The organism is Microbulbifer elongatus, assembly GCF_021165935.1.
Classification (GTDB): Bacteria; Pseudomonadota; Gammaproteobacteria; order Pseudomonadales; family Cellvibrionaceae; genus Microbulbifer; species Microbulbifer elongatus.
The window spans coordinates 2703673-2722361 of the sequence record NZ_CP088953.1 but is presented as its reverse complement, the minus strand read 5'-3'; the positions used below and the strand labels follow the sequence as shown (position 1 = coordinate 2722361).

Annotated in this window: 14 protein-coding genes; 3 read left to right on the top strand and 11 right to left on the bottom strand. The window is 58.9% G+C overall.

Going from position 1 to position 18689, the window contains the following annotated elements:
- Window positions 1-85: 85 nt before the first annotated feature.
- Window positions 86-1333, top strand: coding sequence for a serine hydrolase domain-containing protein (locus LRR79_RS11125; RefSeq protein ID WP_231757276.1), 1248 nt, complete (start codon window positions 86-88; stop codon window positions 1331-1333).
- Here the strand turns inward: LRR79_RS11125 and LRR79_RS11120 are convergent.
- The 11 genes from LRR79_RS11120 to LRR79_RS11070 form a co-directional block, all read right to left on the bottom strand.
- The gene (locus tag LRR79_RS11120) at window positions 1330-1836 is read right to left on the bottom strand and encodes a GmrSD restriction endonuclease domain-containing protein (RefSeq protein WP_231757275.1); all 507 of its coding nucleotides are present in this window, start codon (window positions 1834-1836) and stop codon (window positions 1330-1332) included. The two genes, LRR79_RS11125 and LRR79_RS11120, sit on opposite strands and share 4 nt — an antisense overlap.
- Window positions 1837-2058: 222 nt before the next feature.
- A complete protein-coding gene (gene pgsA, locus LRR79_RS11115) occupies window positions 2059-2625 on the bottom strand; it encodes a CDP-diacylglycerol--glycerol-3-phosphate 3-phosphatidyltransferase (protein ID WP_231757274.1) in 567 nt (188 codons plus the stop codon).
- A 95-nt stretch (window positions 2626-2720) separates the two neighbouring features.
- Window positions 2721-4535, bottom strand: coding sequence for an excinuclease ABC subunit UvrC (gene uvrC / locus LRR79_RS11110; protein ID WP_231757273.1), 1815 nt, complete (start codon window positions 4533-4535; stop codon window positions 2721-2723).
- Window positions 4536-4674: 139 nt separating this feature from the next.
- Window positions 4675-5319, bottom strand: a complete 645-nt coding sequence (locus LRR79_RS11105; RefSeq protein WP_043316364.1) for a response regulator — start codon at window positions 5317-5319, stop codon at window positions 4675-4677.
- Window positions 5320-5608: 289 nt separating this feature from the next.
- Window positions 5609-6625 carry a UDP-N-acetylmuramate dehydrogenase gene (gene murB / locus LRR79_RS11100; protein ID WP_231757272.1) on the bottom strand — a complete coding sequence of 339 codons (1017 nt, stop codon included), beginning with the start codon at window positions 6623-6625 and terminating at the stop codon, window positions 5609-5611.
- A gap of 91 nt (window positions 6626-6716) precedes the next feature.
- Complete coding sequence (gene kdsB / locus LRR79_RS11095; RefSeq protein WP_231760019.1) at window positions 6717-7472, bottom strand: 3-deoxy-manno-octulosonate cytidylyltransferase; 756 nt, start codon at window positions 7470-7472, stop codon at window positions 6717-6719.
- 14 nt (window positions 7473-7486) lie between these two features.
- Window positions 7487-8518, bottom strand: a complete 1032-nt coding sequence (gene lpxK, locus LRR79_RS11090; protein WP_231757271.1) for a tetraacyldisaccharide 4'-kinase — start codon at window positions 8516-8518, stop codon at window positions 7487-7489.
- Window positions 8519-8571: 53 nt separating this feature from the next.
- Window positions 8572-10410 (bottom strand): lipid A export permease/ATP-binding protein MsbA, encoded by a 1839-nt coding sequence (msbA, locus tag LRR79_RS11085; protein ID WP_231757270.1) that lies wholly within the window; start codon window positions 10408-10410, stop codon window positions 8572-8574.
- Window positions 10411-10530: 120 nt separating this feature from the next.
- A complete protein-coding gene (locus LRR79_RS11080; protein ID WP_231757269.1) occupies window positions 10531-10950 on the bottom strand; it encodes an ExbD/TolR family protein in 420 nt (139 codons plus the stop codon).
- Between the two features lie 29 nt (window positions 10951-10979).
- Window positions 10980-11600, bottom strand: a complete 621-nt coding sequence (locus LRR79_RS11075; RefSeq protein ID WP_231757268.1) for a MotA/TolQ/ExbB proton channel family protein — start codon at window positions 11598-11600, stop codon at window positions 10980-10982.
- 112 nt (window positions 11601-11712) lie between these two features.
- Window positions 11713-14115, bottom strand: a complete 2403-nt coding sequence (locus LRR79_RS11070; RefSeq protein ID WP_231757267.1) for a DNA internalization-related competence protein ComEC/Rec2 — start codon at window positions 14113-14115, stop codon at window positions 11713-11715.
- Between the two features lie 349 nt (window positions 14116-14464).
- Between LRR79_RS11070 and LRR79_RS11065 the strand changes: the two genes are divergently transcribed.
- Together LRR79_RS11065 and LRR79_RS11060 are read left to right on the top strand one after the other, a co-directional pair.
- Window positions 14465-15397 (top strand): porin, encoded by a 933-nt coding sequence (locus tag LRR79_RS11065; RefSeq protein WP_231757266.1) that lies wholly within the window; start codon window positions 14465-14467, stop codon window positions 15395-15397.
- Between the two features lie 220 nt (window positions 15398-15617).
- Window positions 15618-18575: a M16 family metallopeptidase gene (locus LRR79_RS11060; protein WP_231757265.1), complete on the top strand. Its 2958-nt coding sequence runs from the start codon at window positions 15618-15620 to the stop codon at window positions 18573-18575.
- Window positions 18576-18689 lie beyond the last annotated feature (114 nt).

The following is an 18689-nucleotide window of genomic DNA, read 5'->3' as shown; positions in this document are numbered from 1 at the left end:
CCTGGTTATCGGCCTGAAACGCCGGAGCGCGCAAGTTGCGAAATTTTTTCGCTTACCCGGGGATGCTGTTCAGACGCTACTAGGTATGAGCGCCAGACTGGCGTGCTCTGCCCACCATATCTCAGGGTTTACCCCACAGCGCATTCGCAGTGATCTCAGCAACTACTCCCCCCTGTTCTCGCTGGTATCCATCGAGCAGCGACAGGGAGTTACCCGAGCAACCATTGGCAATATTGTCAGTGTGAAAGCACACTTCTATCCGCGCTATGGCTGCACGCTGATCGATGCGCAAAAGCCCCAGCCCCTCCCTCGCCACCCACTCGCCGACAACCCCCTTTCCGGCGTAAGCAAAGGGGTAGACCAGCGCAAAAAAAACACCCGCCCCCCTGCCCTGCAGGAGCTTGTGGAAAGCCAGCTGCGACACGATCACGAATCCGGGCTGGACACCCGCGCACTGCTGGTAATTCAGGAAGGCGAAATTCTGGCAGAAGCCTACGGTGCAGGTATTACACACCAAACACCACTACTTGGCTGGTCTATGAGCAAGAGCCTGCTGGCGATACTGTTTGGACGCCTGGAGACCCTGGGTCTCGCGGATGCTGCCAGGGGAGATCTTTTCCCCGAGTGGCAGAACGATCGTCGCTGCGAGATAACCCTCCACCGGTTGTTACAGATGTGTGACGGTCTCGCCTTCGACGAGACCTACCGCCCGGGAACAGACGCCACCCGTATGCTGTTTGGTCCCCTGCCCGCCTCTCGCTATGCCCTGCAACGGCCGCTGGCCCATTCGCCGGGACGCCACTTTTCCTACGCCTCAGGAAGCACCAACCTGGTGGCGCGGTGGATGCACCAAACCCTCGGCGGGACCGAGGCAACACTGGCATTCTGGGAAACTGCTTTTGCCGCGCCACTCGGCCTTACCAGTACGATACTGGAACTCGATGGCGATGGCGTATTTATCGGAAGCTCTTACGGGTATGCGAGCGCGCGGGAATGGGGCCGAATCGGTGCCACCCTGCTAGGGGGATACGGTGTGGGCCACAATCCACAGCCATTTCTGGATCCGACCTGGCTCACTCGCGCCCTTACCCCCAACCAGAGCGACAACGACCCGCGCTACGCCTACCAGCTGTGGCTGAACAACCGCACCAACCAGTTACCGCAGCTGTATCCGCAATTACCCGCAGACAGCTTCTATATGCTGGGGAACCGGGAACAGAAACTGATGGTGGCGCCCTCCCACAATGCGGTTGTGGTCAGGCTCGGCTGGTCAGCCTCCCCCTACCCGATCGAAGACCGTTTTGGCGAGATCCTGCAGCTGCTACCGCACTAGCCCCGGTGGGGGCTTTCCAGCATTGCGAGAAACAGCCGGGACTCTTCCGGACTGGCCTGGAGTCCGTATTTTTCTGCAACAGCCATAAATCGACGCAGGTAATACTGCCTGACGGGGCCGTAGGGAGGCATCCACTGGTCTGGCCCGCGGTGGCCCTTGCTTTGATTGCGCCCATCGTCCACCAGCCACAGGTTATCCGGGTCCTCCGCAAACGCCCGCTTCTTGTCACGGGACCAAAGGGCACCACCGCGCTCATGCGCCCATTTGAGCGGCACAATGTGCTCCACATCCAGATCTGACGCCAGCTCGAAAAAATTCCCGGTATACGGATCCATCCAAAGGCCACTGGCCACCTTGCACTGACGTTCATCGCTATAGGTGACGGGGGCCAGAGAGAAGCGAATCAACAATTCATGGCGGGTATCCTGACAGTCCCGATCGGTATCAGACCACCGGGGTAACCACTCGGCGCGACGGTAGTGATTCTCACCGGAAGCACCCATGGCACTTGCACACAAGACGCAGGGTATCAGCAGAAAACAGACAAGCAGGTATCGGAAGGAAGCAAAAGCTTGAGAACGCGGCACGACAACTCCATTGGCGCATAAAAGCTTGAATGGAACTATCGTACCCGAGATTGTTTGGCGCGAAAATTAGCACCAATATTGAAAAGTGAAATTTGTGACAGCCTCGACCCGGCCATCGCCGGGCGAGTATTTAACGGTTCAGGATTTGGACGTTTCGTCGCCGCTCAATGCGGGCCAGGCAGCGCGCAAGTACACCACCATCGTCCACAGCGTGAGTGCCGCAGCGACGTAGAGCAGGATATAGCCAATGGTTTCCATTACCGGAAATTCCTGTACATCAAACGCCAGCAGAACAATAATCGCGGCCATTTGCGCGGTGGTCTTGATCTTGCCGATATAGTTCACCGCCACACTACTGCGCAGCCCAAGCTCCGCCATCCACTCACGCAGCGCGGAAACAGCGATCTCGCGGCCGATTATCACGGCCGCAGCAATGGTAAACAGGCGGTGATCGTGCAGGTCCACCAGCAGAACCAGCGCAGTGGCGACCATCAACTTGTCGGCAACCGGATCCAGAAAGGCGCCAAATGGCGTGCTCTGGTTCATTTTGCGGGCAATATAGCCATCCAGCCAGTCAGTGGCGGCGGCGATAGAAAAGATCAGAGCGGACGCGATGTAGCTCCACTTATAGGGGAGATAGAAAACCAGCACAAATACCGGAATCAGCGCTACGCGCAGCAGAGTCAATTGATTGGCGAGGGTCATGCTGATCCTTTTACATTCGCTGAACAGACTTCGTCGGCAATGCGTAACTTAGCAATCCGCACCCGAAAAATAAACGCCAAAGGGCGCGCTTTACACTACTCATTGTGCAGAGCAGAGTAAATTTCCTGGGCCAGCTTGCGGCTGACCCCCTCCACACTGGCGAGCTGATTGACCGATGCCCGCATCACTTCCTGAAGCCCACCGAAATGATGCAGCAGTGCCCGCCGCCGTGCGGGCCCCACACCGGGGATTCCCTCCAGCGGAGACTCCCGACGCTTTTTGTCGCGCCGCTGGCGGTGCCCGGTGATGGCAAACCGGTGGGCCTCATCTCGTACCTGCTGAATCAGATGCAGGGCTGGCGAATCCGACTCCAGCACCAACTCCCGATTCTGCGAAACCACATGCAGGGTCTCAAACCCCGCCTTGCGGGTGGTTCCCTTGGCAACACCAATGATCTGCACGCCGGTGACACCCAGCTCATTGAGGGTATCTACCGCCTGCCGCACCTGTCCCTTGCCGCCGTCGATCAGCAGGATATTCGGAAACCGGCCCTCCCCTTTCGACAAGCGGGCATACCGCCGCTGCAGTGCCTGCCCCATCGCCGCGTAATCGTCACCGGCAGTAATGCCTTCAATATTAAAGCGCCGGTAGTCGGATTTCACCGGACCACCGGTATCGAACACCACGCAGGACGCTACCGTGGCCTCACCGCTGGAGTGGCTGATGTCAAAACACTCGAGCCGCTCGGGCATTTCCCCCAGGCGCAGGACGTCCTGCAGATTCTCGAACCGGTCCAGTAACTTCTGCTGTGACGCGGTGCGACTTTGCAGGTTTTGACTGGCGGCCTGCTGAGCCATTTCCACCCAGGATGCCCGATTGCCACGCAATCTATGCACCAGATGTACATCTTTACCGGATTGCTGAGAGAGTGCCTGCTGCAGCGCTTCGCCGTCGTCCAGCAGCTCCGACATCAGGATCTGGCGGGGGATCTCCCGGTTGGCGCCGAGGTAGAACTGCGGAATAAACGCGGAGAGCAGTTCCGAGGATGCCAGCCCCAGCTTTTCGCTTGGGTAATAGCTACGGCTGCCAAGGATCCGGCCCTGGCGGATAAACAGCACATGCACACAACACAGTCCGCCAGAGGTGGCCGCACCGAGGACATCCACGTCGCCACCGGCACTTTCCGCAATCTGGTCGGATTGCAGGCGGCGCAGGGCGACAATCTGATCGCGCAGGCGCGCCGCCTTTTCAAATTCCAGCGCAACGGAAGCCTGCTCCATGGACTCCGCAAGTTCGCGAATGATGGTGTCGCTTTTCCCCGCCAGAAACATCTGCGCGTGGCGCACATCCGCGCGGTAATCCTCCGGAGAAATATAGTCGACACAGGGCGCAGTACAGCGCTCGATCTGGTACTGGAGACACGGGCGGGAGCGGTTGGCGAAGACGCTGTCTTCGCAGGATCGAAGTCGAAAGGTTTTCTGCAGAAAGTTGAGGCTATCACGCACCGATGAGGCATTGGGGAAAGGGCCGAAATAGTCCCCCTTTTTCCGTTTGGAGCCCCGGTGAAATGCGATACGCGGAAACGTATCTTTGCTCGACAGAAAGATATACGGGTAGCCCTTATCGTCCTTGAGCATGACGTTGTAGGGCGGCCGCTGGGATTTAATCAGGCTCTGCTCGAGTACCAGCGCCTCGGTTTCACTGCGGGTGACAGTGACCTCGATATCCGAGATCTTTTCCACCAGAGCCATGGTCTTTGCCGTCAACCCGGTCGCGCGGAAATAGCTGCCGAGACGGTTTCGCAGATTCTTCGCCTTGCCCACGTACAGCACCTTCCCCTGGCTATCAAACATTTGATAAACACCAGGTTTACGGGTCACGGTCGATAAAAAGCGCTTACTGTCGAACATGCAAAAAATACTGCTACCGAAACAGAACAGGGGCCGGAAAGGCCCCTGTTCTCAATAAATCGTATTGGGTGGATGATACCCGGGCAGAAACAACTGCATCTCTACCACGTCTCTACGGAGTCTCTGCAGCCCGCTGTCACTACACCGCCTCCTCCGGGTCCAGCACATTGTGCTTCACCGCCAGCAGAGTCAGCTCGACATCCGAGTGCAGGCCGAGCTTTTCAAATATCCGGTATCGATAGGTGTTGACGGTTTTCGGGCTGACCGCAAGGGTTTCGGCAATTTCTGCCACCTTGTTGCCATTCACGATCATGACCGCCGTCTGCAACTCCCGCTCCGAGAGATCTTCGAAGGGCGAAGAGCCACCGCTGACACTGCGCAGCGCCAGTTTGGTCGCCATCGACGAGCTGATATAGGTCTCGCCTGCAACCACCGAGCGAATTGCCCGCACCATCTCTTCCAGGTCTGCACCCTTGGTGACATAACCGGATGCCCCCGCCTGAATCAGCCGGCTGGGAAAGAGGTCGTCGTCCAGTGCGCTGACGGCAATGACCTTCGCCTTGGGGAAGCGCGGAATCAACTTACGGGTTGCCTCCAACCCCCCCATACCGGGCATTCGTACGTCCATCAAAATGACGTCCACTTCCGTCTCGCGGACAAATGCCAGTGCGTCTTCACCACTTTTGGCTTCGCCGACGACCTGAATGTCGTCAACGTCGCCGAGCATGCGGGAAATACCCATGCGCACCAAGTCGTGATCGTCTACCACTAAGACTTTTATCAAATTAGCCCCAACCACGGATTTTCAGCCGATTTTGCGCAAAATCTTCCTACTGAAATCAGCTAGCACAAAACCGAATTTTTTGTTATTGCTCAGCGGGTTACATCCCGCAAAGATCCATCCACAGAGCCCTCGGAAAACATACCAGACTAGTGTCTCATTGCAAAGCAAGTGGTACGCAAGTTAACGCGACGCAATCTGCTGCATTAAGGCAAAAAAACGGCAGGAAATTTCCCGCACCCCCTGACGGCTGGTATATCCCACTCTGAAACCCCATTTCACACCCCCGTCGCTACGGGTAGAAGCGCGGCTCCGGCTCCAGAGTCACCCCAAACTTCAGCTGAATATCTGCTGCGATATCCCGGGCCAGATCAACCACCTGCTGCCCTGCCCGGTGCCCCGGGTTGACCAGCACCAGGGCCTGCCGGTCGTGCACACCGACACCATCGCGCCGAAAACCTCGCCAGCCGGCCTGATCGATCAGCCAGCCCGCTGCCAGTTTCCAACCATCCCCCGCGGCATAAGCCACGACGTTCGGGTGGCGCTGTTTGATCGCGGTATATTGCGCCTCGGAAACCACCGGATTTTTGAAGAAACTGCCGGTATTCGGGATTTCAATGGGGTTTGGCAATTTGCTGTTGCGAATATCGATGACCGCTGCGGCTACCTGGGACGGGGTGAGGGTATCCAGTGCGGTATTGTGCGCCTGGAAATGCTGCTGCAGCGCGGGATAGTCAATACGCGGCTGCCAGTCACGACGCAGCCTGAGCACGACCTCACAAATCAGGTAGCGATCCTTGGCCTTGCCCTTGAACAGACTGTCCCGATAGCCAAAGGCGCACTCGCTGGCAGTAAAGGTCACCAGTTCACCGGTGGTGACTTCCATGGCGGTGAGCTGCTCGAAATGATCTTTGAGCTCGACCCCGTACGCACCAATGTTCTGAATGGGCGCCGCGCCGATGTTTCCGGGAATAAGCGCCAGGTTTTCCAGCCCGCCAAAACCGGCGTCTACGGTGCGCATCACCAGCTGGTGCCAGTTTTCTCCGGCCTGAGCGCGAATGCGTACACCGTCCTCGGCCTCGTCGACCTCCACCCCGCGCATACCAAGGTGCAGAGCCAGGCCAGGAAAATCAGCGGTCAACACGATGTTGCTGCCACCGCCCAGAGGGAGGATGGGGAGCTGTCTGCTGCGGGCAAATTCGAGGGCCTCGCGCAGTTGCTCAAGGGAAGTCACCGAGCAAAAGTGGCGCGCCTGCGCCGCTATGGTCATGGTATTGAAAGGTTGCAGGTCGATATCAGACTGAATCATGCGCTACCAGAAAATGTGTTGAGCCTGCCGGCAGAGCGGTGACGCCCGCGCCTGCCCGGCCTACCGCAAGGTCGACTGGCCCATCCGGCCCTCAATGGAACAGACTGCGCATCCGCGCCAGATCCTGCTCCGTATCCACGCCACCGGGCACTGCCTCACAGGCATCTGCCACGTGAATGGCATGGCCGTTGAACAGGAAGCGCAATTGTTCCAGCGCTTCAATCTGCTCCAGTGGCGCCATTGGCCAGCCCACAAAAAGATTTAACAGGGCTGCCCGGTAAGCATAGATGCCAATATGACGGCGCGGGTGCACCCCGGCCGGCAGAACAGTTCGGTCGCGGGCAAAAGCATCCCGCGGCCAGGGTATGGGGGCGCGGGAAAAGTAACGCGCCAGGCCATTTTCCTCACATACCAGCTTGACGATATTGGGGTTCAGGAAATCGTCCACGGATTCAATGGGTTCCGCAAGGGTGGCAACACCAGCAGCGGTATTCTGAGCCAGATTGGCGGCCACCTGGTTGATCACCGCTGGCGGGATCAACGGCTCATCCCCCTGAACATTTACCAGAATACGCTCCTCCGCAAGGCCGAGTTTGGCCGCGACCTCCTGCAGACGGTCGGTACCAGAGGCGTGATCGCCGCGGGTCATACACACCTGGCCACCAAAAGCCGCCACCGCATCGGCCACACGTTCGTCATCCGTGGCAACGATTATCCGTTCTGCGGCGCTCTCGCTGGCGCGCTCGTACACCCGCTGTACCATGGTTTTACCGGCAATCTCTGCCAGTGGCTTTCCCGGTAGCCTGCTGGAGGCGTAACGGGCGGGAATGATGACATCAAAGCTCAGTTCGCCGGAGGTACTCATGCAGGCTCAAAACTCTCGAGATGTTGGTGAATGCGTTGATAGAACAGATCGGGCAGCTGCGCGCGTGCTTCCATTGCCCACCAGTGGGTCTGCCAGAAGTCGCGACATTTGACCGCGTCTTTCATGGTCATGATGACCGGGGTCACGCCGTCCAGCTGCAGCTCCTGAGCACAGAACTGGTGGTGATCAGGAAATGGCATCTCCATCACGGTAAAGCCGATTGCACGCAGGGCGTTGAAAAAACGCTGGGGATTTCCGATGGCCGCGACCCCGTGGCAGGGGCCGACTTCCGGGCCGGACTCCAGCTTGAGTGTCGAGGTCTGATCCAGGTTGAATTGATGCCAGCGGGCCGGCTCCAGGTGCATGGAGAAGTCGATGTTGTCACCACACTGGGACCTGGCCAGCTCTCCTGCGACACCGTTGACCACCACCATGTCCACACTGGCCAACCGCTCGACGGACTCCCGCAGCGGTCCGCGGGGCAACAGGTGACCGTTGCCGAGCCCGCGATGCCCGTCCACGACGCAGATTTCCATACTGCGCCACAGGCCGTAGTGCTGGAGTCCGTCGTCGGAAAGGATGACGTCGCACCCGTGCTGAGCGATCAGCGCTTGCGCGGCTTCTACCCGCTTCGGCGACACCATTACCGGTAATCCGGTCATCAGGTGCAGCATCAGAGGCTCGTCGCCGGACTCGAGGGGGTGGGATTGCGCGGTGACATCATAGGGGTACTGCTTGGCGCGACCACCGTAGCCGCGGCTGATAATTCCCGGTCGGTAACCGCGGTCCAGCAGCCAGCGCCCAAGCTCGGCTACCAGCGGGGTCTTACCCGCGCCACCTACGGTGATATTGCCAACCACAATGACCGGTACCGGCAGTGGCGCCGGCTTATTGCGCTGTTTGCGCCAGCGGCTGCCGTGACGAAACGCAACCTCCAGCGGTGCCAGCAATGGCAGCTGGGTACCGCACTCACCACCACCCTCGGTGGCCGGGTACCAGCGTTTATTCAACCAGTCTTCAAGCGACATTGCGCTATGTGCCCCCTATCCCTGATACGGTGTATTCAATAACCTGGCGGTGTTCAGCCCGCGCCCTGCATGTTCTGCTGCTGCAGTAGCAGTGCGTAGCGCCCGCCTTGGGCAAGCAGCTCACTGTGGCTGCCCTGCTCTACGATGCGCCCCTGATCCATGACCAGAATACAATCGGCATTCTCGATAGTACTGAGCCGATGGGCAATGACAAATGTGGTACGGTTCTTCATCACCTCGGTCAGAGCAGCCTGGATATGCCGCTCAGAGGTATTGTCGAGAGCCGAAGTGGCCTCATCCAGAATCAGTAGCGGGGAATCTTTCAACAGCGCGCGCGCGATCGCCAGGCGCTGTCGCTGGCCGCCGGAAAGTATCTGGGCGTTGTCGCCCAGTACCGTCTGCAGGCCCTGGGGCAACTCTTCGATAAACTCGCGGGCATGGGCCAGATCTACCGCCTGCTGTACATCGGCCTCCGGCTTCGATTCCAGCTCACCGTAGGCAATATTGCGATACACGGTGTCATTGAACAGCACGATATTCTGGGAAACCAGGCTGATCTGCGCGCGCAGATCCGCCAGCGGCAGTCGGGTAATGTCAACCCCGTCCAGCAGGATGCGCCCGGTGGTCGGCTCATAAAACCGCGACAACAGGCTCACCAGGGTGGTCTTGCCGGAACCGGAAGCCCCCACCAGCGCAACCGTCTGCCCCGCGCGCACCGTGACATTGATATCTGCAAGGACTTCGGGGCCATCGTCGCTGTAACGGAACCCGAGATGTTCGAAAGTCACCTCGCCGGTTACCGGTTTCGGCAGTGCGGCGTCGCCATCTGCCGGCTCTTTGGGCGCGTCGAACACATCGAAAATACTTTCCGCGGCGGCGATCCCCTTCTGGATTTCCGCATACACTTCGGACAGGTTTCGAATGGGTTTTGCCAGCGACGCCGCCGCACCGATATAAGAGGCGAACACACCGGCGGTCATGGATTCCACCATACCCGGGGCCAGTGCAAACCACACCAGCACTGCCGTAGCCAGGCCGACGAGAATCTGAATGACCGAGACACTTGCATTGTCCGCCACGACCAGCTTCATAAACTGCTGACGGTTGGCATTACTCGCGGCCTGAAAGCGCGCATTTTCGTATTGCTGCCCACCGTACATCCGCACTACTTCGTAACCGTTGATGGCTTCCTGGGTAACGTGCGTCACGTCCCCCATGGTGTTCTGGATACGGTGGCTCAGTTTGCGAAAACGCTTGCCCACAATACCGACGATGGCCGCGATAATCGGAACGAACAGGAAGAATGTCAGGGTGAGTTTCCAGTTCACCATCAACAGATAGGTAAGTAGGCCAATTGCGGTAAATGACGAGCGGAAAATGGTTTTCAGGGATTTGGTGATGGAGTTGGTAACCTGCTCAACGTTATACGCCACTTTGGAAATGAGAAAGGCACCGGTATAGCGGTCGTAATAACTGCTGGGTAGACGACCGATACTTTCAAACAGCTCGGAACGCAACTGGTGAATCACCGCCCGCGCAACATAGGCGAGGCCGTAGCTGCCGACGAAATTTCCCACCGCGCGCAGGGCAATAATGGCAAGCATCCCCGTGGGCACCAGCCAGCGGGCCGTTTCCTGGGGCATCTGGCCCCCGGGAAAATAGGACGCGACGTACTTGGACAGAAACCCGCGTCCGGTCTCGATTCCCGCGCCCACCGCATCCAGCAGCAGTTCCGTCACCGCAATCAGGGCGACTTCCATGGTGGAAAACAGCAGGAAGCCAAACACCGCCAGCACAAACACCGCCCAGTGCGGTGCGGCGTAGGAGAGCAGGCGACGGTAGGTCCTTGCTCCATTTTGGGGTTTGCGGGTCGGTTGCGGGGATTTATCCATAAACAATCAGGTTGTGTGTTGGCCGCCCTATCAAACGACAACGCCCGCGGATTGCGGGCGACGGTGCGCGAAAGGACCAACGGAGTGACACGGGTGCCACCCCACTTCAACACTTATAGATTACTGTTCGTCAGGCTGCCGCGTGGTAATACTGAGGTGTACAAACCCCAGTTGCCCGGCGGCATCCATGGCGCGAACCACTGACTGGTGTTCGGCAGTGGCATCAGCGGTGATGATCAGCGGGCGATTGTACTCGCCAGCCGAAACTTCCGACAGTGCCGATTTGAGGGTAACCAGCTTCTTGTTGATCAGTGCCTGGCCGTCCACGGAGTATGAGCCATCTGCATTGATCAGAATCTCGATCGTAGACGGCGGCGACTCGGCCTGAGGCCCCGCGGCTTCAGGGAGGTTGAGCTTGAGGTGGCTTTCCTTGGTAAAGGTGGTCGACACCATAAAAAAGATCAGCAACAGGAATACCACATCAATCAGTGGTGTGAGGTTGACCCCATCCTGCTCTTGGCTTTGACGACGGAATTGCATCGAGCGCTCCTGAATGTCTGGCGATGGGCTCAGGCGGCTTCGATACGGCGGTCGCTGTGCAGCGCGTCCACCAGTTTGACGGACTCCTGCTCCATGGTGACCACGATGCTGTCCAGGCGGCGCTGGAAGTAACGGTGTGCCATCAGTGCGGGAATCGCCACGCTCAGGCCCGCTGCCGTGGTGATCAGAGCCTGAGAGATCCCCCCGGCAAGAACACCCGCGTTACCCGTACCCTCCAGCATGATGGCGGTAAACACCTGGATCATACCGACCACAGTACCCAGCAGACCGATCAACGGCGCCACAGCGGCGATGGTGCCCAGCACGTTCAGGAAGCGCTCCAGTTCGTGTACCACCTCGCTGGCGGCCTCCTGAATACTGTCCTTCATGACATCGCGGCCGTGTTTTGAGTTGGCCAGACCTGCCGCGAAGATACGGCCCAGAGGGCTGGAATCCCGCAGCTCTTTGATCTTTTCTGTGGTCAGCTGATTATTGCGCAGGCTGCCCCACACTTCCCCCAGCAGGGTCCGCGGGGCGATCTTGCGCTCATTGAGGGTCCACAGGCGCTCGATAAAGATAGCGATAACGGCAACGGAACAAAGCAGGATTGGCAGCATCAGCCAGCCGCCGGATTTGATGATTTCTAACACGTTTGTGCCCCAGACTGCGTACGGGATTCTTATGGTTTATCAAGGGTTGTACAGAAGTATCCATCGCAACCCCGGTGCCTGGCCGAGCCATCCGGCACCACAGCGCCAAACTCTACCACAGCTCTGGGCGACGGCTAAGTGCCTGATTGTTATCTTTTTTGTTGCTGTGATGCCGATACCAAAAGCGGCCGCCATCACGCGCGCGCGCGATTTCCGGCGCGCCACCCCCCTCCCAGCGAAACTGAATGGCCCCATCATCCGCAGTGTTGAACAGGGTCGCGCCCGCGTCCCGGTATCTGGCAGACACCTCCGGGTGCGGATGGCCAAAGCGGTGCCTGTAGCCGGCACTGAACACGACACGGGCCGGCTGCGCCCATGCCACCAGCGCGGCAGAAGACGATGTACGCGAGCCGTGGTGGGGGGCGAGCAGCACATCGACGGGCGCCATGTGCGGGTACATTTCAGCCAATTGTGCTTCCACCTGACCGGGAATATCCCCCGTCAGTAGGATACGCACCTGATTCCACTGCAACAGGCCCACGCAACTGTGATCATTTTCCTCGCCATTCACTGCCGTGGAGCGCGGCCACAACCAGCGGATGGAGAGGTCGCCGTAGCTGGCGACGCGCCCGGCGACACACTGGTGGGAATCTATGTGGGTCGACAGACGCTTTGCAAGGTGACCGGGCGCCACCAGGTTCACCACCGATAACTGTTCCAGCACCCCGCGCAGTCCACCGGCATGATCCCGGTCCCCGTGGCTGACAATCACTGCATCCACCAGCTGGCGCCCCTGCGCCTGAAGGTAAGGAGCGACAATGCTCCCCCCCGCACTCCAGCCACTGGCGGTACTCGCGCCGGTATCGAAGATGAGGGTGCGCTCGGCCGTGGTCATCGATACCGCCAACCCCTGCCCTACATCCAGAACGGTCAGCTCAAACGAATCTGGCAGCGGCCGCTGCCAGCCAGTGCCTCCCAGCGCAACCACCGGAACCAGCAGCCAGCCCAACCCTCGCCCGGGGATACCCCGGGGCATGATCAGCAGCAGCCCGGCAAACGCGAGCAACAACAGTACCCAGCCCCCGGGCACCGGCAGCCCATGCCAACCGGGTGCCAACTGATTGGTGGTTTCGAGAAAGCGCAGCAGCCAGCCCAGCTGCAGATCTGCAAGGGTCCACAGGCTACTCGTCAGGGGCGCGAACGGGCACAGCGCACCCAATAGTATCAGCGGCAAAATGGTCAACCCGACCCACGGAATCGCGATCAGGTTCACGGCGAGTCCGGTGAGGCTTACGCCGTGAAAAATCAGCACTGAGGGGACCAGCAAACCGATCATAATGGCCCACTGGCTGCGCACCGCGTTTAACAACCAGCCCCCCACTGGCGCCGCGACCTCATCCACCGCCGCAGCCCCTACCCGCCCCTGAAAACGCAACAACAGGGCGGCGACGGCGACAAACGACAGCCAGAACCCCGCATTCAATACCGCCAGGGGCTGCCAGAACAGGATGCCACAGAGCGCAAGAGCCAACCCCAGCTGCCCATCGAACCGCCGCCGCAGCACCACAGCCGCCAGCGCGACCAGCGACATCAACAGTGCCCGCTGGGCAGACAGGGGGGCACCGCTGATCAGGGTGTAGGACAGCGCCCCGAGCGCACCCGCAGCGCCGGCCAGATACAGCGGGTTTCCGGACCACCGCCCGCCGAATACCCCCACGGAACGTCCGAATATACCGCCCAGCACAAAGAAGCAGCCGGCAACCATCCCCACATGCAGCCCGGAAATCGCCAGAAGATGTGCCGTTCCGGTGCTCTGCAGCAGCCTGCGCGTTTTCTCCGAGATACCACCACGGTCGCCGAGAAGCAGTGCGCTCAGCAGCGGTGCCTGAGGATACCGCGGCTGCCCCGACACCTCTGCCTTCAACTGGCGACGCAAGCCCTCCCGCAGGCGATCGATGCCATGGCCACTCGCCATAAGCGCCGGCTGCAGATCGCGATCGCGTACATACCCCGTGGCAAAAACCCCCTGCTCCAGTAACCAGGCCGCGTAGTCAAAGGTGTGAGGGTTGATACTGCCGCGCGGTTCCTTCACCCGCACCCGCATCCGCCAGCGACTGCCCGCCTGCAGGCGCTCGGCCTCCGCCGGGGTCATGCGGTACCAACCAAGCTGCAGCGTGCGATCGACAAAGCGGGCGTCTGCCCCGTCGATAACACGGGCGCGGAAACGGGCGTCGAGATAGCCGTTGGCGGACAGTGACGGTCTGCCGAAAAAAGAGACAGCCGGTGCACTTTGCGGCAAGGACACCACTTCCAGCACCAGAGTGTGATCAGTGCCGTGCAACTGCGGTGGAAGGCGCTGCTCCAGCGCCTGGTGATTGCACCAGAGTGCCCAAAAGGTACCAAGGAGGAACGACAGAGACAGTCCGGCCCAGCAGCCCGCTGCGCGACGCCAGACACCGGTCACGGTCAACAGCAAAGTGGCGCCGAGCAGGCACAGCAGTATTGTGCCGGCCACTTCCCGGCTTCCCGGTAAAACAGGCCAGAAGGCCACCTGCCCAATACCTGCGGCACAGATCCATAGGCCCGGCAATATTTTCGGGCGGCCGCCTGACTTAGCCCCTATCACTGGCATACCCGCGCCACCCATGCGCCATACAAGCTCTCCTGCTCATACCCTCTATCCCTGAGAAAAAGCCCCTCACTCAGCCCGGTTTACCTGACACACCTGTCAGAGCTGAAGCGGCCGCGTAACAATTTATTCACTTTATCTTCATCTTTCACATGTTTGTAACATTTCCGCAGCAAACTGCGCGCAACTCAAGAACACACAGCGTTCATTTTTAACAAACATTACGAGAGCCCCCATGAAAAAGACCGCCATGTCGCTCGCGCTGGTTGCAGTACTTCCCTCTTTCGCCAACGCGGAAATCTTTGGCTTTTACGGTAAAGCCAACGCGTCCTTTCAGTCCAACGACGAAGGTGACGGCGCAACGACCGACGTAAAAAGCAATGCCTCTCGCCTCGGTGTAAAAGGCGAGCTGCCCCTGGACAGTGGTATCAAGGGCATCTACAAAATGGAATACCAGGTCAACATGGATGGCGAAGGTGACACCTTCACTCAACGCAATATTTTTGCCGGGCTCGAAGGCGGCTTCGGCCAGGTCATCGGCGGTAAATTCGATACGCCGTTGAAGATTGCACAGAAGAAAGTAGATCTGTTCAACGACCTGGAAGGCGATATTAAAAGCCTGATCACCAAAAGCGACAACCGCGAATCCAACAATCTGCAATACACCACCCCATCCTTTGGTGGCTTCCATGTAGCGGCAGCTTACATCAGCAACAAGGACGCAGAAATTCTGGACGACGAGGGCGCACTGATCGACACCCGCGACAACGGTACTTCCGTTGCATTTGCGTACGATAACAACGGTGTCTACCTGGCCTACGCCTATGACATGGATGTAGAGGCCAATGACTGGAATGTTGCGCGTATGGTTGCGCAGTACAACTTTGGTAATGTGCAGGTCGGCGGGCTTTACGAAGAGCAGGAAAGAGCAGACAACAGTAAGCAGGACGGATGGATGACCTCTGTCGCTTACAAAATCAATAACTGGACCGCGAAGGCACAGTACGGCCAGTCTGATATCGTAAAGACCGATGGCGAAACATTCAGCCTTGGACTGGACTACAAGCTGTCCAAAGCTGCCAAGGTATTTACTTTCTACACCGATGAAACTGCCGCAGATAATTATGCGCGCAGCTACGTAGGCGTAGGCACAGAGTTCAAATTCTAATTCAGCAATCAGGCATGTTGTGAGGCGCCATACCGCTTCCATGCCCACCGCCACGCAAAAGGGGTACTACCGACCGGTAGTGCCCCTTTTGTTGCGTTCCAACTGAAGAATAGCGCGTCACGCAACCGGGGACACCGGGGTTACACCGGTATCGGTCGGGCACATTCCGCCGGCTGTGCTAGGATCGGAGATTCTGAAAATAAAAAGGTCTCCTACCATCATGCATCGCACAAAAATCGCACTGATTTTCGCATCCGCACTTCTGGTAGCCTGCAGCAAGGGCACCGATCCTGTATCCCCGCAGACCTCCGCCACCAGCGAAGCTTCTCCGGAGTCGGCTCAACAGGCCAGCTTGCCCGCCGGTATTACCCTGGTGGAAACCTTTGATGGCGATGGTGCCGAGATCGCCATCCCGTACAGCAAATACAAACTCGACAACGGTTTGACGATAGTCTTGCACGAAGACCATTCAGACCCTCTGGTGCACGTAGACGTCACCTACCATGTAGGCTCCAACCGGGAAGATCCCGGCCGCTCCGGCTTCGCCCACTTTTTCGAGCACATGATGTTCCAGGGCTCGGTCAATGTGGCGGACGAGGAACACTTCCGCATCATCACTGAAGCCGGTGGCAGCATGAATGGCACCACCAACACAGACCGTACCAATTACTACCAGACAGTACCCGCCAATCAACTGGAGACGGTACTCTGGCTTGAATCCGACCGCATGGGAGTATTCCTCGACGCGGTCACACAGGAAAAGTTTGAAGTCCAGCGCGCAACGGTAAAGAACGAGCGTGGTCAACGGGTGGACAACCGCCCTTACGGCCGCGCCCTGGAAACCATGTATGCCACCACCTACCCGGATGGTCACCCCTACTCCTGGCCGGTGATCGGCTGGATGGAGGATCTCGATCGCGCCGACCTCAACGACCTGAAACGCTTCTTCCTGCGCTGGTATGGTCCCAATAACGCCGTGCTCACCATCGGTGGTGACGTGGACAAAGCCAAAACCCTGGAATGGGTGGCCAAGTACTTCGGCCCCATCCCCGCCGGCCCGGAAGTGGAAAACCTGCCGAAACAACCGGCCAAACTCGACGCGGACCGCTACGTCACCCTGGAAGACAATATCCATCTTCCCGCTCTGGCGATGATGGTACCTACGGTTTACTACGGCCATGAGGACGAGCCGGCACTGGATGCCGCCGCCGCGATTCTCGGTCAGGGCCAGGATTCCATGCTGTATCAGCGCCTGGTACAAACCGGTCGCGCCGTCTCCGCGAGTGTCAGCCATTCCTGCAAGGAACTGGCCTGTGAGATGTGGTTTATCGTCATCCAGAACCCTGCCTCCGGCGAAACCCTGGCGGAAATGGAACAGGCGGTGCGCGATACCCTCACCGAATTCGCCAGTCGCGGCGTGACCGAGGATGACCTTGTCAAATTCAAGGCCGGTTACGAATCTGGCCGCGTGTTCGGCCTGCAATCCGTCTCCGGCAAAGTATCCACTCTCGCCGCCTTCGAAACTTTCACCGGTAGCCCCAAGGGTATCGACAAAGAGATCAACGCCTACCTGTCCGTCGCCACTGACGACGTTACCCGGGTCTTCGACCAGTACATCGCCGAGCAGCCGGCGGTACTGCTCAGCATTGTGCCCAATGGCAAACCGGAACTGGCCGCGGCAGAGCAGAGCCATGAGTGGAAGCGCACTATTCCGGAAACCTACAGTGACGAGGACGAAGCCCTCGCCCTGCGTCCAGTAAAGGATACCTTCGACCGCAGTGTACAGCCCACTCCCGGGGTAAACCCGCAAGTGGAACTGCCCGAGATTCAGGACGGAAAGCTGGAAAACGGCGTGCGTCTGCTGGCAGTGAAAAATGACGAAACACCCACAGTCACTGTGCGTGCCGTGTTTGACTTCGGCCAACGGGACGAACCCCGCGGTAAAGCCGGCCTGACGGCCCTGATGACTGCACTAATGAGTGAAGCGACCACAGAACGCAGCGCGGCGGCGTTCACCGAAGCGCTGAAACGCCTGGGTGCCAGTGTCAGCGTCAACAGCGGTCAGTACGAAACCACCGTCACGCTGAATGTGCTCGCCAAACACCTGGATGCGGCGGTACCGCTGATGATGGAGCGCATGCTGAAACCGGCATTTACCGAAACGGACTTCGCACGCATTAAGCAGCAGACCATCGAAGGCCTGCAGCAGGCCCGCAAAACACCGCAGGGGCTCGCGACCCGCGCGGTCGGGGCAGTAATGCGTGGTACCGAACACCCCCTCAGCTACCCCAGTGCCGGCCTGCCGGGCACCGTTGAGCAGATCTCCCTCGACGACGTCAAGCAGTACTACCAGGCGCACTTCCCCGCGCATTTGAGTGGTGTGACCGTCAGCACCAGCCTGCCCCACGAGAAGATTGTGAAGTCTCTGAGTGAACTGGCGAGACTGAAAACCGCAGAAGCGGTACGCCCGACCATCGCCCTGCAAAAACCGGTAATTGAAGGCCGCACCGTTTATCTGGTGAACAAGGAAGGGGCCGCCCAGTCCAGCCTGCGTGTCGCCCAACACGGCGTACCTTACGATGCCCTCGGCGATTACTACCTCGCCTACCTGGGCAACTTCCCACTGGGTGGCAACTTCAACAGCCGCATCAACCTCAACCTGCGTGAAGACAAAGGCTATACCTACGGGGCCCGCTCTTACCTGATCGGCGAACCGCAGGAAGGCCAGTACATGATGAGCTCAGAGGTGAAAAAAGACGCAACCGCCGATGCACTGAACGAAGTGCTTGAAGAGTTCGCAAAGTACGACAGTGAGGGCATGACCGAAAGCGAGTTCAATTACCTGCGCTCCGCCATCGGCCAGCAGGAAGCCCGCAAATACGAAACGCCCGGTGACAAGCTTAGCCTGCTCAACAATATCCTGCGCTATGACCTGCCACTGGACTACCGCTCCCAGCAGGGTGCCATGCTGAAAGAGACCGACCGCAAGACCCTGAACAAGGTCATCACCGGTCTACTGGATCCGGAGAATATGGCGATCGTTGTGGTTGGCGATGCCGCCAATATCCGTGAGAGTATCGCGGAACTGGGTATGCCGATTGTGGAGCTGGATGAGGATGGGTATGTGAAGAGAAATGATACGGCAGAGCCGTCGCAAGATTCGGCGAGCCTAAACTAACCCAATAAATTCACAACCTCCTGACTCATACCTACGATGTACCTGGCCCCCCGCCTTCGCGGGGGTGACGGAACGCCAAAATTGCGCACCCGTCATTCCGGTGCATGCCGGAAT